Raw genomic sequence first — 17,945 nt, 5'->3', positions numbered from 1 at the left:
GCGAGCGCCCGCCCAAGCGTACGGAATCCGGCGGGAGTCTTCCTAGACCGCTTCGAGAATGTCGATCACGAACACCAGCGTGGAGTTCGCCGGCACCGAACCCTGCGCCTGGTCCTTGTACCCCAGTGCGGGCGGCACCACCAGCAGCACCCGGCTGCCGACGTTCTGGCCCACCAGGCCCTTGTCCCAGCCCTCGATCACACTCCCGGTGCCGATCTGCACCGCCTGCGCGCCGCCGTGCGTCCAGGACGAGTCGAACTGCTGGCCATTGCTCCACAGCACCCCGGTGTACTGCACCACCAGCGTCTGCCCGCTCTTGACCTGCTTGCCCTCACCCTTGATCAGCACCGCCTGCTGGAGATCGGTCGGCGCGGCCTGCCCGGCCGGCACGGTGATCGTCACCGCGGCCTTGCCGTTGTCCTTGACCTGCGGCAGGTTCGCCGGCGCCTGGGTCATCGCACCGCTCAGCGTCGAGTCCTGCGGCAGGCTCTCCATGATGTCCAGCACGAACACCACCGTGTCGCCCTTGGCGACGCCGAGCTGGCTGCTGCCCTGGTCACCGAACGCCGCCGCCGGCGGGGCCACCACCAGCAGCCGACTGCCCACCTTCTTCCCGATCACGCTCTGGTCGAAGGCCGGCACCAGCTGACCGCTCCCCGCCTGGTACAACTGCGGCTTGCCGCCCGCGTCGTACGAACTCGGCAGATCCTTGCCGGTCGTCCAGTCCTTCGCCGTGTAGTTGACCGTCACCCAGTCACCCTTGTTCACCGCCGCCCGGTCACCCTCACTGACCGTGTTCACCACGAACTGGCCGCTCGGCTGCCCCTCGGGCAGGGTGATCGTCGCCTTGCTGCCGTAACCGCCCCCCGAAAGGGTGGGCATCGGCGAAGCCTCGTTGACCGGAGTCGGAACGGTCGGAGCCGCACTCGCCGTCGTCGGCGTCGCCGGGCCGGCCGCCTTGGTCGAGCTGCTGCAGGCGACCGCCAGCAGCAGCGGAAGAGTGATCAGCAACCCGGCGGTGCGGCGCACGGTGGTCCTCACTGTCGTTCGAAGTCGGTCTCCGGACTCGACGGACAGCGTAAGCCCCGCACGGGTCCGGCCCCGGTAGACACCACCGGGGCCGGCTCCACGGACTCGATCATGGCGCCCGGCCACGACCCTTCGATCACATCCCCGCGATCAGCTTCTCCACCCGCTCGTCCACCGAACGGAACGGGTCTTTGCACAGCACCGTGCGCTGCGCCTGGTCGTTCAGCTTCAGGTGCACCCAGTCCACCGTGAAGTCCCGGCGCTGCTCCTGCGCCCGGCGGATGAAGTCCCCGCGCAGCCGGGCCCGGGTCGTCTGCGGCGGGATCGACTTCGCCTCGAAGGTCTTCAGGTCCGTCGTCACCCGCTGCGCCTGCCCCTTGCCTTGCAGCAGGTAGAACAGTCCGCGGCGACGGTGGATGTCGTGGTAGGCGAGGTCGATCTGCGCCACCCGCGGGTTCGACATGCTCATCTGGTGCTTCTCGCGGTAGCGCTCGATGAGCTTGTACTTCATGATCCAGTCGATCTCGGTGGCCACCCCGTCCAGCCGCTCGCTCCGCACCGCCTCCAGGGTGCGGCCCCACAGGTCGAGGACCCGGGCGATGGTGCCGGTGTTGATGCCCTTGCGGTCCGCGAACTCCAGCGCCTTGGTGTAGTACTCCTCCTGGATGTCCAGCGCGCTGGCCTCCCGGCCGTTGGCGAGCCGCACCTGGTGGGTGCCGGTGAGGTCGTGGCTGACCTCGCGGATCGCCCGGATCGGGTTCTCCAGGGTGAGGTCGCGCATCACCACGCCGGCCTCGATCAGCCGGAGCACCAGGTCGGTGGCACCGACCTTGAGCAGCATCGTGGTCTCCGACATGTTGGAGTCGCCCACGATCACGTGCAGCCGGCGGTAGCGCTCGGCGTCCGCGTGCGGTTCGTCGCGGGTGTTGATGATCGGACGGGAGCGGGTGGTGGCGGAGCTGACGCCCTCCCAGATGTGCTCGGCCCGCTGGCTCACGCAGTACACCGCGCCGCGCGGCGTCTGCAGCACCTTGCCCGCACCGCAGATCAGTTGGCGGGTGACGAGGAACGGGATGAGCACGTCGGCCAGCCGTGAGAACTCGCCGTGCCGGGCCACCAGGTAGTTCTCGTGGCAGCCGTAGGAGTTGCCGGCCGAGTCGGTGTTGTTCTTGAAGAGGTAGACGTCCCCCGCGATGCCCTCCTCGTGCAGCCGCCGCTCGGCGTCCACCAGGAGCCCTTCGAGGATGCGCTCGCCCGCCTTGTCGTGCGTCACCAGCTCGACCACGTCGTCGCATTCGGGGGTGGCGTACTCGGGGTGGGAGCCGACGTCGAGGTACAGCCGGGCGCCGTTGCGCAGGAACACGTTGCTGCTGCGGCCCCAGGAGACGACGCGGCGGAAGAGGTACCGCGCCACCTCGTCCGGCGACAGCCGCCGCTGCCCGCGGAACGTGCAGGTGACCCCGTACTCGTTCTCCAGCCCGAAGATCCGGCGGTCCATGAGCACTCCTTCTTCCTGTCGGAGCTGTCCGAAACCGCCTCCACGACGGGCGAACCGCCGCAGGGGCACCGGAGTCCCGTGCGACGATCGCTCGCCGCACGGGACTCCGAAGGCACTACTCGTCCGACGGCGGGGTGGCCGCCGGACCTTCCTCGTCGTCCGCCGCGGACTGCTCCCCGTCGAGCAGCCGGCCGAGCTGGCCGCCCAGGATCCGCTTGAACTTCCGCTGCTGGAACCGCTGGCGGTCGAGGACGGCCACCTCCAGCTGTTCCGGCGTCAGGGTGCGGGCGCTGCCGCCGTTGGGGTCCCGGGCCAGGGAGTCGACGGCGATCCGCACCGCCTCGCCCAGCGCCATGCCGGCGCGGTGGCGCTGGCCCAGGTAGTTGCCGATGGAGTCGGCGCTGCCGCCGACCACCACGTAGTTCTTCTCGTCGACGATCGAGCCGTCCGGGGTGAGGCGGTAGATCTGGTCCTCCTCCGTCGTCCGGCCGACCTCGGCCACGATCAGCTCGACCTCGTACGGCTTCTCGCCGACCGAGGAGAAGATCGTGCCGAGCGTCTGGGCGTAGACGTTGGCGAGGCCCCGGGCCGTGACGTCGGCCCGGTCGTAGGAGTAGCCGCGCAGGTCGGCGTAGCGCACGCCGCCGATGCGCAGGTTCTCGAACTCGTTGTAGCGACCGACCGCCGCGAAGGCGATCTTGTCGTAGATCTCGGAGACCTTGTGCAGCGCCCGCGAGGTGTTCTCCGCGACGAAGACGATGCCGTCGGCGTAGGTGAGCACGACCACGCTGCGACCGCGCGCGATGCCCTTGCGGGCGTACTCCGCGCGGTCCGCCATGGCCTGCTGGGGCGAGACGTAGAACGGTGTCGACACCGGCGGTCGTCCCTTTCCTGTGAGGTAGCGGCTAGAGCAGCGGGGCCTGCGGGCCGTTGGGGTGGGCGAGGCGCTGGTCGGTGATGGAGACGGCGATCTGCGCGACCTCCGGCTCGGTGAGCCGGCGGAAGCCGTCCGCGGTGATCAGCGAGACGATCGGGTAGATCTTGCGGGCCATGTCGGGACCGCCGGTGGCGGAGTCGTCGTCGGCCGCGTCGTAGAGCGCCTGGACGACCAGGGTGGCGGCCTGGTCGGCCGTCAGGTCCTCCCGGTAGAGCTTCTTCATCGAGCCGCGGGCGAACACCGAGCCGGAACCGACGGCCGCGAAGCCGCGCTCCTCGGAGCGCCCGCCGGTGACGTCGTAGCCGAAGATCCGGCCGCGTCCGAGCTCGAGGTCGTAGCCGGCGAACATCGGCACCACCGCGAGGCCCTGCATCGCCATGCCGAGGTTGCCGCGGATCATGCTGGTGAGCCGGTTGGCCTTGCCCTCCAGCGAGAGCGTGGCGCCCTCGATCTTCTCGTAGTGCTCCAGCTCCAGCTGGAACAGCCGGACCATCTCGACCGCGAGGCCGGCGGTGCCGGCGATGCCGACCGCGCTGTACTCGTCGGCCGGGAACACCTTCTCGATGTCCCGCTGGGCGATCACGTTGCCCATGGTGGCCCGGCGGTCACCGGCGATCACCACACCGCCGTCGAACACCGCGGCGACGATCGTGGTCCCGTGCGGGGCCTCGACCACCGTGCCCTCGGGCAGTCCGCGCCGGCCGGGGATCAACTCCGGCTTGTGCTCGGCGAGGAAGTCGAGGAACGAGGAGGACCCCGGGGTCAGGAAGGCAGCCGGTAGACGCCCGGTGCCACGAGTGTTGGCTTCCACACGATTCCTTCCAGGTAGTCGGCAGCCCTCCGAAGCACGTCGGGCCGGTCCCTCAGCTGCCCCAGAGCGGCGTTACAGGCGAAACAGAGGACACCACGGACCCTACCCGTTTCATGGTCGTGATCCACGTGCTCCGCCCGCCGCTCGAGGCGGATAGCGCAGATCCCGTGCTGCTCGGCGAACAACCCCGCCGGCCCGGCCCCGGTCAGTCCGTGCGTCCCTTTGAAATACTGCCGCCGGCCATCGACCTTTCGGCACGCCTTGCAAGGCGCCGCGTAACCATCTGGCGAGGTGCGATTCCGCCCCCACTCGGAGTGGGGGCGGACTTCCCCACCCTGCGGACAGCGCTTGCGCCCTTCCGGGACCGCGACGCGCTGCCGAACGGCTTTACCTTTGGCCAGCCGACGCTGCCGATAGTATTCCGCCGAGCATTCCCGGCCATAGAACTGCAGCCCGTTCGGCATCGCCCTATTGCTCGCGAAATCCTCGGAAAGCCACTGTCGGCAACGCCCGCGCCATGCCCGATTTTCAGAATCGGACATTCGGGTCATTGTCCACCCTTCTGGACAAATCCCCTCACGAAATCTTCGGCGTTCGACTCGAGCACTTCGTCGATTTCGTCCAGCACGGCGTCGACGTCGTCGTCGAGCTTTTCCTGGCGCTCCTTGAGGTCGTCGGAATTCTGGGTTTCCGCGACCTGCTCCTCGACCTCCTCGGAAGAGCGGTTCGCCCGCTGCTGGCCGCCGCCGGTGTCCTTGCTCGCCATTTCCCTCACCCCGCTCGAATCGTCTGGCACGGTTGGGTCACTGCTCGTTGCACCGACCCTATACACAAGGTGCGACTGCCGCTCCCGGTTTGCCGGTGGCGCTTCCTGTCCAACACCCGCTGCCACCCCGGATGATTCCCATTCGGCGGACGTTCACCCGTGGTGATCGAAAAGTTACCCGCCGGAGAGGACCCGGAGCAGGTCCTCGGCCGTCCGGCAGCGGTCCAGCAGTGCCTTGACGTGGTTGCGGGTGCCGCGCAGGGGCTCCAGGGTGGGCACCCTCTGCAGCGAGTCGCGGCCGGGCAGGTCGAAGATGACCGAGTCCCAGGACGCCGCCGCCACGTGCTCCGCGTACTGGTCCAGGCAGCGCCCGCGGAAGTACGCCCTGGTGTCCTCCGGCGGCTCGGAGACGGCCCGCTCGACCTCCTCCTCGGTGACCAGCCGCTCGAACCTGCCGCGGGCCACCAGGCGGTTGTAGAGGCCCTTCTCGGCCCGCACGTCGCTGTACTGGAGGTCCACCAGGTGCAGCCGCGGGTTGTCCCACTCCAGGGCGTCGCGGCTGCGGTAGCCCTCCAGGATCTCCCGCTTGGCGATCCAGTCCAGCTGGCGGGAGAGCGACATCGGGTCGCGCTCCAGCCGGCCGAGGACGTCCTCCCAGCGCGCCAGGACGTCCACCGTCTGCTCGTCCGCGTCGGTGCCGAAGCGGTCCTCGACGTACTTGCGCGCGAGCTCGAAGTACTCCAGCTGCAGTTGGACGGCGGTGAGCTTGCGCCCGTTGCGCAGGGTGATCAGGTGCTTGAGCGTCGGGTCGTGGGAGACCCGGTGCAGGGTGCGCACCGGTTGGTCGACGGCGAGGTCGGAGGCGATGAAGGCGTCCTCGATCATCGACAGGACCAGCGCGGTGGTGCCCAGCTTGAGGTAGGTGGAGATCTCGGAGAGGTTGGCGTCCCCGATGATCACGTGCAGCCGGCGGTACTTCTCGGCGTCGGCGTGCGGTTCGTCGCGGGTGTTGATGATCGGCCGCTTGAGGGTGGTCTCCAGGCCGACCTCGACCTCGAAGTAGTCGGCCCGCTGGCTGATCTGGAAGCCGTGGGCGGAGCCGTCCTGGCCGATGCCGACCCGGCCGGCGCCGGTGACCACCTGGCGGGAGACGAAGAACGGGGTGAGGTGGCGGACGATGTCGGCGAAGGGCGTCGCCCGCTTCATCAGGTAGTTCTCGTGGGTGCCGTAGGAGGCGCCCTTGTTGTCGGTGTTGTTCTTGTACAGGTGGATGGTCTGCCCGTTGGGCAGTTCCAGCGCGCGCTGGGCCGCGGCCGCCATGATCCGTTCGCCGGCCTTGTCCCACAGCACGGCGTCGCGCGGGTTGGTGACCTCGGGCGAGCTGTACTCGGGGTGCGCGTGGTCCACGTAGAACCGGGCCCCGTTGGTGAGGATGACGTTGGCGAGGCCGATGTCCTCGTCGGTCAGCTGGCTGGCGTCCGCCACCTCGCGCGCGAGGTCGAAGCCCCGTGCGTCGCGCAGCGGGTTCTCCTCCTCGAAGTCCCAGCGGGCCCGCCTGGCCCGGTGCATCGCCGCCGCGTACGCGTTGACGATCTGGGACGAGGTGAGCATGGCGTTGGCGTTGGGGTGGCCGGGCACGGAGATCCCGTACTCGGTCTCGATGCCCATCACGCGCCGTACGGTCATGCGGCCCTCCTTGCCCCGGTGTGCCGCCTCCCTGGGCGGAACACGCTGACGTACCGCTGAACAACACCGGTGCCGGCGGTCTGCCCGCGAACGGTGCGTCGAGCCTAGAACGCGGGGCCGACGGCCGGGCCCCGAGACGCGCCGTCCGGCTGCGGGGCCGCGAGGCGCCACAGCCGGACGGGGTGCGTGCTGTTCCGGGGACCAGGCGCCGGCCTCGTCCTGCGGATCGGAAGAGAAGAGTGGTGCGGTTACAGGTACTGCCCCGTGTTGGCGACGGTGTCGATGGAGCGGCCGGACTCGGCGCCCTGCTTGCCGGTGACCAGCGTGCGGATGAAGACGATCCGCTCGCCCTTCTTGCCGGAGATGCGGGCCCAGTCGTCCGGGTTGGTGGTGTTGGGGAGGTCCTCGTTCTCCTTGAACTCGTCCACGCAGGCGGCGAGCAGGTGGGAGACGCGCAGGCCGCGCTGGCCGTGGTCGAGGAAGTCCTTGATGGCCATCTTCTTCGCGCGGTCGACGATGTTCTGGATCATCGCGCCGGAGTTGAAGTCCTTGAAGTACAGGACCTCCTTGTCCCCGTTGGCGTAGGTGACCTCCAGGAAGCGGTTGTCCTCGGTCTCCGAGTACATCCGCTCCACGACCGACTGGATCATGGCGGCCACGGTGGCCTCGATCGAGCCGTCGTGCTCCTTGAGGTCGTCGGGGTGGAAGGGCAGCGAGCCCTTCAGGTACTTGGAGAAGATGTCCTTCGCGGCCTCGGCGTCCGGGCGCTCGATCTTGATCTTGACGTCCAGGCGGCCGGGCCGCAGGATCGCCGGGTCGATCATGTCCTCGCGGTTGGAGGCGCCGATGACGATGACGTTCTCCAGACCCTCCACGCCGTCGATCTCGGCCAGCAGCTGCGGGACGATGGTGTTCTCCACGTCCGAGCTGACACCCGAGCCGCGGGTGCGGAACAGCGACTCCATCTCGTCGAAGAAGACGATGACGGGCGTGCCCTCGCTCGCCTTCTCCCGGGCCCGCTGGAAGACCAGGCGGATCTGCCGCTCGGTCTCGCCCACGTACTTGTTGAGCAGCTCGGGGCCCTTGATGTTGAGGAAGTAGCTCTTGCCCTGGGGGCGGCCGGTGACCTCGGCGACCTTCTTGGCCAGCGAGTTGGCGACCGCCTTGGCGATCAGCGTCTTGCCGCAGCCGGGCGGGCCGTAGAGCAGGACGCCCTTGGGCGGGCGCAGCTCGTACTCCTTGAAGAGGTCGGCGTGCAGGTACGGCAGCTCGACCGCGTCGCGGATCTGCTCGATCTGGTTGCTCAGGCCGCCGATCTGGCGGTAGTCGATGTCCGGGACCTCTTCGAGGACGAGCTCCTCGACCTCGGACTTCGGCACGACCTCGTACACGTAGCCGGAGCGGGGCTCCAGCAGCAGTGCGTCCCCGGCCCTGATGGTGACCTCGCGCAGCGGTTCGGCGAGGCGCACCACGCGTTCCTCGTCGGTGTGGCCGATGACCAGGGCGCGTTCGCCGTCCTCGAGGATCTCCTTGAGGGTGACGATCTCGCCGATGCGCTCGAAGGCCATCGCGTCCACGATGTTGAGGGCCTCGTTGAGCATCACTTCCTGGCCGCGCCGCAGCACGTCGAGTTCGACGTTGGGGCTGACGTTGACGCGGAGCTTGCGACCGCCGGTGAAGATGTCGGCGGTGCCGTCCTCGTTCGCCTGCAGGAAGGTGCCGAAGCCGGCGGGCGGCTGGGCCAGCCGGTCCACCTCTTCCTTGAGGGCCACGATCTGGTCGCGGGCCTCGCGCAGCGTGGAGGCGAGTCGTTCGTTCTGGGCGGTCACGCCGGCCAGGTTGGTCTGGAGCTCGACGATCCGCTCTTCGAGGATTCTCGAATTGCGCGGCGAGTCGGCGAGCTTGCGGCGCAGCACGGCGATTTCCTGCTCAAGGTACGAGACCTGAGCGGCCTCGTCGGAACCACGAGCGGGCCTGCCGGTGCTGCGGTTGTAGTCGTCATCGTGGGCTGCCACGGTCCTCACCTCCTCCGGGGAGCTGGACGCTTCCAGACCCTACCTGGGACCAGGGGTCCGTAAACCCCTAGATCAAGAAAGATGGAACGGGCGTGTCCGATCTTCGCCCTGCGTGCTTCCCCTCTGCTAAGGGGATACCCACCGCGCACCGCCCAAAGCCGACCAGATGTATCGTCGAGCGAGTCGATATCCGATCGCGACCGGGAGCCTCGGTCCGATCGTTGTACGAATGGCGGGATTGCCCCCGGAAGGGGGCGACCCGGGACAGAAACGGCGGAGAACAGCGATGTCGGTGACCGGACGGACGGCGGCGGACGAGGCCCTGGAGGTGTGGATCGACCAGGACCTGTGCACCGGCGACGGCATCTGCGCGCAGTACGCGCCCGAGGTGTTCGAGCTCGACATCGACGGCCTCGCGTACGTGAAGGGGCCGGACGACGAACTGCGCCAGCAGCCCGGGGAGACGGCCCCGGTGCCGCTGACGCTGCTTCAGGACGTGGTGGACTCGGCGAAGGAGTGCCCCGGCGACTGCATCCACGTGCGCCGGGTCGCCGACCGGGTGGAGGTGTACGGGCCGGACGCCGAGGAATAGGCGGTTCAGGTCCGGGTGTTCGGGGCGGCGGTCTGGGTGCGCACCCAGCCGCCGCCCCTGTGCGTCCAGGTGAGGTCGAGTGAGACGTCGGGGTCGAAGCGCGGGACGTCGTCGCTCGAATACCCCTGTGCGTGGCCGGTGATGGTGCCGTCGGAGCGCAGGGCGAGCCTGGTGACGGTGAGGTTCTCGCGTTCGGAGACGAGGGTGGCGAGGACGACGGGCCGTTCGGCGGTGCCGCCGAGGAGGTAGACGGCGTCCGGCGGGGTGCCGGTCTCGGCGGCGCAGTGCGCGGCGACGACGGTGCTGGGCCGGCCGTCGCCGAGGTCGGCGGCCATGCTGACGGTCGGCTTGACCGGGAAGGGACCGCAGTCGAGGGGGAGTTGGGCCTTGGCCGGGTCGGGGGCGAGGGCGCTCGGGGCGGCCTTGGGGCCGCTGCCGTGGCGGGGCACCGGGGTACCGGTGGCGGGCGAGGCGGCGAGGGCGCTCGCGACGACCGCTCCGCAGCCCGCGAGGGCGAGGGCCCAGTGCCACGGGGCGGTTCGAACGTGGCCGGGCCGGGTGCGGCCCGCCGGGGTCTGCTGTCCAGCCGTCGTCCCGACCGCGATCTCCACCAGGCGTCCCCTCCAGTGGTCTGTGTGAGGTGGCATCGTCCCACATCACGACGGCGGTGCGGTGACCGGGGCGGGAACGCCGCAGGGGTGGCACGGCCGGGCCGTGCCACCCCTGCGGACGGTCGTGCGTCAGCCGAGGTCGGTCTCCTCGGCCGCGGCGGCGCGGGCGGCGGCCCGGGCCGCCGCGCGCTCCTCCAGGGTCGGCTCGGGCGAGCCGTTGTCGTAGTCCTCGCCGTACGCGCCCTTGGCCGGGCGGCGGCGGCGCAGCGGCGGCTCGACGCCGTCGGCGAGGCGGCGGGCGGTGAGCAGGAAGCCGGTGTGGCCGATCATCCGGTGATCGGGGCGGACCGCGAGGCCCTCCAGGTGCCAGGTGCGGACCATGGTCTCCCAGGCCTGCGGCTCGGTGAAGGTGCCGTGGTCGCGCAGTGCCTCGACGGTCTTGGACATCTGCGTGGTGGTGGCCACGTAGCAGCAGATGAGTCCGCCGGGGACGAGCGCCTTGGAGGCGACGTCCAGGCATTCCCAGGGGGCGAGCATGTCGAGGATGATGCGGTCGACGTCGGTCTCGACCAGGTTGTCCTGGAGGTCGCCGACGGTGAGCTTCCACGCCGGGTGGGAGCCGCCGAAGTAGCGCTCGACGTTGCCCTTGGCGATGTCGGCGAAGTCCTGCCGACGCTCGTAGGAGGCCAGCATGCCCTGCTCGCCGACGGCGCGGAGCAGGTAGGTGCTGAGCGCGCCGGATCCCACGCCGGCCTCCACCACGCGGGCGCCCGCGAAGATGTCGGCCATCGCGAGGATCTGACCCGCGTCCTTGGGGTAGATCACGGCGGCGCCGCGCGGCATGGACAGGACGTAGTCGGGGAGCAGGGGACGCAGCGCGAGGTACGGGACGTTCCCCGTGGTGCGCACGACCGTGCCCTCGGGGGCGCCGATCAGCTCGTCGTGGGGGAACGCACCCTTGTGGGTGTGGAACTGGTTCCCGGCCTGGAGCGTGAACGTGTAGTGGCGACCCTTGGGGTCGGTCAGCTGGACCTGGTCCCCGACCTGGAAGGGCCCGCGTCGGCGGGCGGCACCGGTCGGTTCGGACATGCGGCCAATCCTAAGGGAAGTGTGCCCTCCCGCCCGCCGGGCCCCCCTAGCGGCCGGCGACGGCGGCGGTGAGGCGCTGTTCGATGTCGGTGAGTGCGACGACGCCGTAGACCCGGCCGTCGGGCTCGACGACCAGGTACTCGCCGGCCGGGGTGGCGCGGACCGCGTTCAGGAGGTCCTCGCCGGTGAGGTCGGCGCTGAGCCGCAGGCCGGGTTCGAGGTCGCGGGCGAGGGGGCCGACGGCGACCCAGGGGCGGCGGTGTTCGGGTACGGCGCGCACGGCGGATTCGCGGACGATCGCGATCGGCTCGCCCCGGCCGTCCACCACGACGACGGCTCCGGCCTGTGCCTCGCGGGCGCGCCGCATGGCCTCGCCGAGCGGGGTGTCGGCGGTGACGTCGACGGTGCGGCGGGCGAGGTCGCGCAGCCGCAGGCCGGGCAGGGCCTCCTTGAGCCGGGCGTTGCGCAGGCTGGCGCCGGCGCCGTTCCAGATGATCGCGGCCAGGACGGCGGCGATGACGGCGTCGACGAGGGTGTCGGTGGCGGTCCGCTGGACCCCGCGGGAGGCGCTGACCAGGGGCAGCACGATGAGGACGGCGACGGCCAGTGCCCGTCCGACCCAGGCGGCGGCGACGGTGCCGGTCATCGGCTTGCCGGTGAGGGCCCAGACGACCGCGCGCAGCATCCGGCCGCCGTCCAGCGGCAGTCCGGGCAGCAGGTTGAAGGCGGCGACGACGAGGTTGGAGACCATCAGGCCGGTGAGCAGCACTCCGGGCACCGTGGAGAGCTCGACGGCTTGCATGGCGAGGTAGAAGATCCCGCCGAGGGCGAGGGACAGCAGCGGGCCGACGAAGGCCAGCCAGAACTCGCGCCAGGGCGTCTGGGCGTCGTTCTCGATCTCGGAGACGCCGCCGAAGAACTGGAGCTGGATGCGGCGCACGCCGAGGCGGTAGCGCAGCGCGACCAGCGTGTGGGCGAGCTCGTGCACCAGGACGGAGGCGTAGAAGGCGACGGCGAAGGAGAAGGCGACGAGGTAGCGCGAGCCGCCGAGGTCGGGCAGGACGTCGTTCAGCTGGCCCCCGAAGACCCAGGTGATCAGGGCCGCGATGACGAACCAGGAGGGGGTGACGTAGACGGGCACCCCGAACGGGCGGCCCATGAGGATGCCGCCGCCCCGCTCCCGTGGCTCCGGCGGCCGGGCGGGCGGGCGATCACCGCCGTGCGGCGGCTGGTCGGAGGTCTGCTGCCCCCTGCTGTCGCTCACCGTGATCCCTTCGGTCGACTCCCCCGAGTTGCGCCGGTGTGCCCACGCTACGTGATCTCGGCGGCGCGGCGCCGTGCGCCCCTCTGTCTCACTGCATACCCACTGCGGCGGTCCCCGTTCAGGGCCGTGGCAGCACGGTGGCAGCGGGATGACAGCGAAGGGCAATAGGGTCGGGTGCATGCAGCAGACCGACACCACCAGTGCCGCCGGGTCCCCGGCGCGCCCGGCGGCGCCCCCGACCGGCCTGTCCCCGTCCCGCGCGGGTGACTTCCTCACCTGCCCGTTGCTGTACCGGCTGCGGGTGATCGACCGGCTGCCGGAGCCGCCGAGCGCGGCGGCGACCCGGGGCACGCTGGTGCACGCGGTGCTGGAGCGGCTGTTCGACAGCCCTGCCGTGGAGCGGACGCCGGAGCGGGCGCTCGGCCTGCTGCGTCCGCAGTGGGAGCGGCTGCTCGGCGAGCGTCCGGAGCTGGGCGGGCTGTTCCCGGACGACCCGGACGGCGCGGCGCTCACCCGCTGGCTGGCGGACGCCGAGAAGCTGGTCGGCCAGTGGTTCCGGCTGGAGGACCCGACCCGGCTGCACCCGGTGGAGCGCGAGCTGTACGTGGAGACGGCCCTGGAGTCGGGTCTGCTGCTGCGCGGCTACATCGACCGGGTCGACGTCGCCCCGACCGGCGAGGTGCGCCTCGTGGACTACAAGACCGGGCGGGCGCCCTCGCGGGACTTCGAGGGCAAGGCGATGTTCCAGATGAAGTTCTACGCGCTGGTGGTGTGGCGCTGGAAGGGCGTGATCCCCAAGCGGCTCCAGCTGGTGTACCTCGGCGGGGGCGGGGACGTCGTCTCCTACGACCCGGACGAGGCGGACCTGCTCGCCGTGGAGCGCAAGCTGCGTGCGCTCTGGGAGCGGATCACCCACGCGGTCGCCACCGGGGACTTCCCGGCCACCCGCAACCGGCTCTGCGACTGGTGCGACCACCAGGCCAGCTGCCCGGAGTTCGGCGGCACGCCCCCGCCGTACCCGCTGCCGTTGGCCCGTACATCGGAAGACGATCCCACGGGGGATCCGATGAGCAAGGAGTCCTAGTGACGATCCGAGTGCTGCTGGTCGACGACCAGCCGCTGCTGCGCACCGGTTTCCGGATGATCCTGGAGGCCGAGTCCGACCTGGTGGTGGTCGGTGAGGCCGGCGACGGTCAGCAGGCGCTGGACCAGGTCCGGGCGCTGCAGCCCGACGTGGTGCTGATGGACATCCGGATGCCCAGGATGGACGGCGTCGAGGCGACCCGCAGGATCGCCGGCCCTGGGCGGGACGGCCCGGCCAAGGTGTTGGTGCTGACCACGTTCGACCTGGACGAGTACGTGGTGGAGGCGCTGCGTGCGGGCGCCAGTGGCTTCCTGCTGAAGGACGTGCCGGCCGAGGAGCTGGTGCAGGCGATCCGGGTGGTCGCGGACGGCGCGGCGATGCTGGCGCCGAGCATCACCCGGCGGCTGCTGGACATGTACGCCACCAAGCTGCCCTCGGGCGAGGAGGCGCCGCCGCAGGCGCTGAACGCGCTCACCGAGCGGGAGCTGGAGGTGCTCAAGCTGGTGGCGCGCGGGCTGTCGAACGCGGAGATCGCGGCCGAGCTGTTCGTCAGCGAGACGACGGTGAAGACGCACGTGGGGCACGTCCTGACGAAGCTCCAGCTGCGGGACCGCGTGCAGGCGGCGGTGTACGCGTACGAGAGCGGTCTGGTGCGTCCGGGCGCGCTGTAGGGCGTTCGTCGCGCCGACGACGACGGCCCGCCCGCCTTCCCCTGTGCGGGAGGCGGACGGGCCGTCGTCCGTCCGGCGCTACCTGCTGCGGCCGATCTCCCCGAAGCGGAAGACGCCGGTGGTGTCGACGGTGGACTCGACTCCGGTGATGTAGGAGCGGGCCGCGTAGAAGGCCTTGTCCTGGAACAGCGGGACGAGCGGCGCGTTGTCGGCGACGATCGACTGGATCTGGTTGTAGTTGCCGGCCGCCGCGCCGCGGTCGGTCATCTTGAGGCCGTCCGGCACCAGCTTCTGGCTGATCCTCGGGTCGTCCCAGCCGTCGTGGTAGACGCCGCCGTCGACGACCAGCGGGCTGATGTAGTTGTCGGCGTCCGGGTAGTCGGCGAACCAGCCGAGGATGTAGGCCTGGTACTTGCCGTCGGCGAAGCCGGCCTTGTACTTGTCCCAGTCGCTCTCCTGCTGGACCGTCACCTGGAACAGGCCGCCGGTCTCCAGCTGCTTCTTCACCGTGTCGGCCTCGGCCGCGCCGGCCCGCGAGCGGGACCAGGTGAGGGTGATCTTGACGGGCAGCTGGACCTTGGCGTCGGTGAGGAGCTTCTTGGCCTTGCTGACGTCCTGGTCGCCGTACTTGTCGAAGAAGACGGTGTTGTGGCCGGTGACGCCGGCCGGGACCATCGAGTACAGCGGCTGGACGGTGCGGGCGAAGACGTCGCGGGCGAGCGCCTTGCGGTCGAGCAGCGTGGCGGCGGCCTGGCGGACGGCGACGTTGCCGACGACCGCGTCCTTGGTGTTGAAGACCAGCGAGCGGGTGTTGTTGCTCTCGCCCTCGACGACCTGGAGGTCGGTCTTGCCGCCCTGCTGGTCGGAGCGGATCTGGGCGGCGGCGTTCGGGTCCAGGCTGTCGTCGGTGAGGTCGACGTCGCCCTTGTCGAGCGCGGTCTTCAGGTCGGCGGCCTGGTCGTAGTAGCGGACGGTGAACTTGTCGTTCCGCAGCTTGACGTCGCCGCTGTACTTGTCGTTGGCCGACAGCGCGACCTTGCCGATGCTCTTGCCGCCGCCACCCAGGGCCTCGACCGAGTCGACCTTGTACGGGCCGGAGCCGATCAGCTTGCCGTTGGGCAGCAGCGCGTCGGCCGGGTACACCTGGTGGTCGACGATCGCGCCGACCGGGCTGGCCAGCTTGGCCGGGAGGGTCGCGTCGGGCGCGGTGAGCTGGAAGACCACCTCGTTGTCGCCCTTGGCCTCGACCGACTTGATCGAGGACAGCAGCCCGGAGGGGCCGTTCTTGTCGTTGATCTTCTTGGTGCGCTCGATCGAGAAGACGACGTCGGCGGCGGTCAGCGGGTGGCCGTTGGAGAACTTGAGGCCGGGGCGCAGCGTGCAGTGGTACTGGGTGGAGTCTCCGCCGGTGAACTCGCAGGACTGCGCGGCGTCCGGGACGGGCGAGCTGGAGGCGGCGGGGAAGACCAGCAGCGACTGGAAGGCGTTGCGCAGGATCAGCCAGGAGCCGGAGTCGTAGGCCCCGGCCGGGTCGAGCACGCTGGTGAGCTGGGCGGTGCCCATGGTGACCGACTTGCTGCCGCCGTCCCCCTTGACCGCGTCGGTGACGGATCCGCAGCCGGCCACCGTCACGGCGACCAGGCCGGCGCAGCCGAGTACTGCCAGGCGTTCAGCGGAAGTCTTCACGGGGCGCGTCCTTCTGGGGTGCGCGTCGTGCGACCGGCGCCGGGACCGGGGGTACCCGTCGGCGGCGGTGGCAGGGCTGCGAGGGCGGGAACGAACTGGAGTAGCGTGCCATATCGAACACGCACGACCGATACCCGCGCGGATGACGTTTGGGACACAGTATTCCTGGGCAGCCCGGCCCCACCGACGAGTTGTCAGGCAATGCCCGTTTTCTCCCCCGGTGACCATCGGATCGGGCCGCCCGGGGCCCCTTACCGGTCGGTAGGCCGCCGGGGCAATGAGACCACAATCACACGCGCGAGGCGACCAGTGAGCGGAGCAGTTCGAGGTCGACCTGCTCCAGCGAGGACAGCACCAGCCGCCCGGGGGCGGGCTCGATCCGCGCGACCGAGGGCACCGCGATCACCGGGCAGCCGGCCGCCTCGGCCGCCTTCACCCCGGTCGGCGCGTCCTCGACCACCACGCAGCGGGCCGGGTCGGCGCCCAGTCGGCGGGCCGCCTCCAGGTACGGGTCCGGGTGCGGCTTGGTGCGCGGCACCTCGTCCCCGGCGACGGTGAAGGCGAAGTGCTCGGCGCCCAGCGAGCGCAGCACGATGTCGATGATGTGCCGGTGCGAGGCCGACACCAGGGCGGCCGGGATCCCGTGCGCGGCAAGGGTGTTGAGGAGGCGCTCGGCGCCCGGCATGAGCGGCACGCCGCCGCCCAGCAGGTCGACGAAGCGCTGGTTGATGAGCACGGTCAGGTCGGCCGCGGAGAGGTCGACGCCGGTCCTTTCGAGCAGGTAGTCGATCACCCGGGTCATCGGGCCGCCGACCACCTGGGCGCGGTCGGCCTCGTCGAGCGCGTAGCCGAGCTCGGCGAAGAGCGAGGCCTCGGCCTGCCACCAGAAGTCCTCGGTGTCGACGAGCGTCCCGTCCATGTCCAGCAGCACCGCCTGCAGGCCGCGGTCGTTCCCGTGGTCGAGCGCCGCGACGGCGGTGGAGATGCTGGTCATGGCGATCCTTCCGAGGTGCCCCGCGCGTGCTCCGGGGATGGCACGGGCCGACCCGCTGGTGAGCGGACCGGCCCGTTCAGGATCATCAAGGATACGCCCGGTTCGCCGGAAAAGAGCGAACGGAGAGCGGCGTGGGGGTTACCGGGCGTTGAAGTACTTCGCCTCGGGGTGGTGGATCACGATCGCGTCCGTGGACTGCTCGGGGTGGAGCTGGAACTCCTCGGAGAGCACGACGCCGATCCGCTCGGGCTTCAGCAGCTCGGCGATCTTGGCGCGGTCCTCCAGCTCCGGGCAGGCGCCGTAGCCGAGCGAGAAGCGGGCGCCGCGGTACTTGAGCGCGAACATGTCCTTGACGTCCTGCGGGTCCTCGCCGGAGAAGCCGAGCTCGTAGCGGACCCGGGCGTGCCAGAACTCGGCCAGCGCCTCGGCCAGCTGCACCGAGAGGCCGTGCAGCTCCAGGTAGTCGCGGTAGGAGTTCCCGGCGAACAGCTCGTTGGCCGCCTCCGAGATCCGGTTGCCCATGGTGACCACCTGCAGGCCCACGACGTCGCGCACGCCGGACTCCTCCGGGCGGAAGAAGTCGGCCAGGCACAGTCGGCGCCCGCGCCGCTGGCGGGGGAAGGTGAAGCGGGTGCGCTCGGTGCCGTCCTCGTGGAAGACGATCAGGTCGTCGCCCTTGGAGTTGGCCGGGTAGTAGCCGTAGACCACGGCCGCCTCCAGCCAGCCCTCGGTCTGGAGCCGGTCCAGCCAGGCGCGCAGGCGCGGGCGGCCCTCGGTCTCCACCAGCTCCTCGTACGACGGCCCCTCGCCGCTGCGCGCCGCCTTCAGGCCCCACTGGCCCTTGAACAGCGCGTCCTCGTCCAGCCAGGACGCGTAGTCGGCGAACGGGATGCCCTTGACGATGCGATCGCCCCAGAACGGCGGGGTGGGGACGGTGTTGTCGACGGCGACGTCCGAGCGGATCTGGCCGAGGTTGACCTCGGGCTCCGGCTCCTCCACCTCGACCCGCGCGTGCCGGCGCTGCTTGAGCTCGGGCAGCACCGCGCCGGGCACGCCGCGCTTGACCGCGATCAGCGCGTCCATCAGCCGCAGGCCCTCGAACGCGTCGCGGGCGTAGCGGACTTCGCCCTCGTAGATCTCGTGGAGGTCCTGCTCGACGTAGGCCCGGGTGAGGGCGGCGCCGCCGAGGATCACCGGGTAGTCGGCCGCCAG

17 protein-coding genes are annotated in these 17,945 nt (G+C 70.4%); 3 read left to right on the top strand and 14 right to left on the bottom strand.

Features of this window, described 5'->3' with window-relative positions:
• Nucleotides 1–42: 42 nt before the first annotated feature.
• The 8 genes from PUR71_RS21230 to arc form a co-directional block, all read right to left on the bottom strand.
• Complete coding sequence (locus tag PUR71_RS21230) at nt 43–1,029, bottom strand: FKBP-type peptidyl-prolyl cis-trans isomerase (protein WP_329928649.1); 987 nt, start codon at nt 1,027–1,029, stop codon at nt 43–45.
• 136 nt (nt 1,030–1,165) lie between these two features.
• Nucleotides 1,166–2,527: a Pup--protein ligase gene (gene pafA, locus PUR71_RS21225; RefSeq protein ID WP_329928648.1), complete on the bottom strand. Its 1,362-nt coding sequence runs from the start codon at nt 2,525–2,527 to the stop codon at nt 1,166–1,168.
• Nucleotides 2,528–2,642: 115 nt separating this feature from the next.
• Nucleotides 2,643–3,401 (bottom strand): proteasome subunit alpha, encoded by a 759-nt coding sequence (gene prcA, locus PUR71_RS21220; RefSeq protein WP_329928647.1) that lies wholly within the window; start codon nt 3,399–3,401, stop codon nt 2,643–2,645.
• Nucleotides 3,402–3,432: 31 nt separating this feature from the next.
• Entirely contained in the window at nt 3,433–4,275 is an 843-nt protein-coding gene (prcB, locus tag PUR71_RS21215) for a proteasome subunit beta (RefSeq protein ID WP_329928646.1), read from the bottom strand.
• Complete coding sequence (locus PUR71_RS21210; protein WP_329928735.1) at nt 4,227–4,739, bottom strand: endonuclease VII domain-containing protein; 513 nt, start codon at nt 4,737–4,739, stop codon at nt 4,227–4,229. The genes prcB and PUR71_RS21210 overlap by 49 nt, the downstream gene beginning before the upstream one ends.
• An 83-nt stretch (nt 4,740–4,822) precedes the next feature.
• Nucleotides 4,823–5,041: a ubiquitin-like protein Pup gene (locus PUR71_RS21205; protein ID WP_329928645.1), complete on the bottom strand. Its 219-nt coding sequence runs from the start codon at nt 5,039–5,041 to the stop codon at nt 4,823–4,825.
• Between the two features lie 174 nt (nt 5,042–5,215).
• Nucleotides 5,216–6,727 (bottom strand): depupylase/deamidase Dop, encoded by a 1,512-nt coding sequence (gene dop / locus PUR71_RS21200; RefSeq protein ID WP_329928644.1) that lies wholly within the window; start codon nt 6,725–6,727, stop codon nt 5,216–5,218.
• Nucleotides 6,728–6,975: 248 nt separating this feature from the next.
• Nucleotides 6,976–8,742 carry a proteasome ATPase gene (gene arc / locus PUR71_RS21195; protein ID WP_329928643.1) on the bottom strand — a complete coding sequence of 589 codons (1,767 nt, stop codon included), beginning with the start codon at nt 8,740–8,742 and terminating at the stop codon, nt 6,976–6,978.
• Nucleotides 8,743–9,028: 286 nt separating this feature from the next.
• Between arc and PUR71_RS21190 the strand changes: the two genes are divergently transcribed.
• Nucleotides 9,029–9,334: a ferredoxin gene (locus PUR71_RS21190; protein ID WP_329928642.1), complete on the top strand. Its 306-nt coding sequence runs from the start codon at nt 9,029–9,031 to the stop codon at nt 9,332–9,334.
• A gap of 5 nt (nt 9,335–9,339) precedes the next feature.
• Here PUR71_RS21190 and PUR71_RS21185 read toward each other — a convergent pair whose 3' ends face one another.
• From PUR71_RS21185 to PUR71_RS21175, 3 genes are all read right to left on the bottom strand, one after another.
• The gene (locus PUR71_RS21185; RefSeq protein ID WP_329928641.1) at nt 9,340–9,945 is read right to left on the bottom strand and encodes a hypothetical protein; all 606 of its coding nucleotides are present in this window, start codon (nt 9,943–9,945) and stop codon (nt 9,340–9,342) included.
• Nucleotides 9,946–10,074: 129 nt separating this feature from the next.
• Nucleotides 10,075–11,034 (bottom strand): tRNA (adenine-N1)-methyltransferase, encoded by a 960-nt coding sequence (locus tag PUR71_RS21180; RefSeq protein WP_329928640.1) that lies wholly within the window; start codon nt 11,032–11,034, stop codon nt 10,075–10,077.
• 46 nt (nt 11,035–11,080) lie between these two features.
• A complete protein-coding gene (locus PUR71_RS21175; protein WP_329928639.1) occupies nt 11,081–12,298 on the bottom strand; it encodes a site-2 protease family protein in 1,218 nt (405 codons plus the stop codon).
• 178 nt (nt 12,299–12,476) lie between these two features.
• Here PUR71_RS21175 and PUR71_RS21170 point away from each other — a divergent pair, with 178 nt between their 5' ends.
• Both PUR71_RS21170 and PUR71_RS21165 read left to right on the top strand, forming a co-directional pair.
• A complete protein-coding gene (locus tag PUR71_RS21170; RefSeq protein ID WP_329928638.1) occupies nt 12,477–13,382 on the top strand; it encodes a RecB family exonuclease in 906 nt (301 codons plus the stop codon).
• The gene (locus PUR71_RS21165; RefSeq protein WP_030299918.1) at nt 13,382–14,053 is read left to right on the top strand and encodes a response regulator; all 672 of its coding nucleotides are present in this window, start codon (nt 13,382–13,384) and stop codon (nt 14,051–14,053) included. Before PUR71_RS21170 ends, PUR71_RS21165 begins: the two co-directional genes overlap by 1 nt.
• A 78-nt stretch (nt 14,054–14,131) precedes the next feature.
• Here PUR71_RS21165 and PUR71_RS21160 read toward each other — a convergent pair whose 3' ends face one another.
• From PUR71_RS21160 to PUR71_RS21150, 3 genes are all read right to left on the bottom strand, one after another.
• Nucleotides 14,132–15,739: an ABC transporter substrate-binding protein gene (locus tag PUR71_RS21160; protein WP_329928637.1), complete on the bottom strand. Its 1,608-nt coding sequence runs from the start codon at nt 15,737–15,739 to the stop codon at nt 14,132–14,134.
• A gap of 289 nt (nt 15,740–16,028) precedes the next feature.
• A complete protein-coding gene (locus PUR71_RS21155; RefSeq protein WP_329928636.1) occupies nt 16,029–16,733 on the bottom strand; it encodes an HAD family hydrolase in 705 nt (234 codons plus the stop codon).
• 138 nt (nt 16,734–16,871) lie between these two features.
• On the bottom strand, nt 16,872–17,945 hold a 1,074-nt coding region (locus tag PUR71_RS21150; protein WP_329928635.1), incomplete at its 5' end, for a vitamin B12 dependent-methionine synthase activation domain-containing protein.

This window comes from Streptomyces sp. SP17BM10 (assembly GCF_036322405.1).
Lineage (GTDB): Bacteria > Actinomycetota > Actinomycetes > Streptomycetales > Streptomycetaceae > Kitasatospora.
The sequence above is the reverse complement of the archived record's forward strand: the minus strand, read 5'-3'. Positions and strand labels throughout refer to the sequence as shown.

Excerpts from the sequence above, each read along its gene's own strand:
- PUR71_RS21190 (WP_329928642.1), top strand. The coding sequence starts at position 9,029 with ATGTCGGTGACCGGACGGACGGCGGCGGACGAGGCCCTGGAGGTGTGG.
- PUR71_RS21180 (WP_329928640.1), bottom strand. The coding sequence starts at position 11,034 with ATGTCCGAACCGACCGGTGCCGCCCGCCGACGCGGGCCCTTCCAGGTC.
- PUR71_RS21210 (WP_329928735.1), bottom strand. The coding sequence starts at position 4,739 with ATGCCGAACGGGCTGCAGTTCTATGGCCGGGAATGCTCGGCGGAATAC.
- PUR71_RS21155 (WP_329928636.1), bottom strand. The coding sequence starts at position 16,733 with ATGACCAGCATCTCCACCGCCGTCGCGGCGCTCGACCACGGGAACGAC.
- dop (WP_329928644.1), bottom strand. The coding sequence starts at position 6,727 with ATGACCGTACGGCGCGTGATGGGCATCGAGACCGAGTACGGGATCTCC.
- PUR71_RS21170 (WP_329928638.1), top strand. The coding sequence starts at position 12,477 with ATGCAGCAGACCGACACCACCAGTGCCGCCGGGTCCCCGGCGCGCCCG.
- pafA (WP_329928648.1), bottom strand. The coding sequence starts at position 2,527 with ATGGACCGCCGGATCTTCGGGCTGGAGAACGAGTACGGGGTCACCTGC.
- PUR71_RS21205 (WP_329928645.1), bottom strand. The coding sequence starts at position 5,041 with ATGGCGAGCAAGGACACCGGCGGCGGCCAGCAGCGGGCGAACCGCTCT.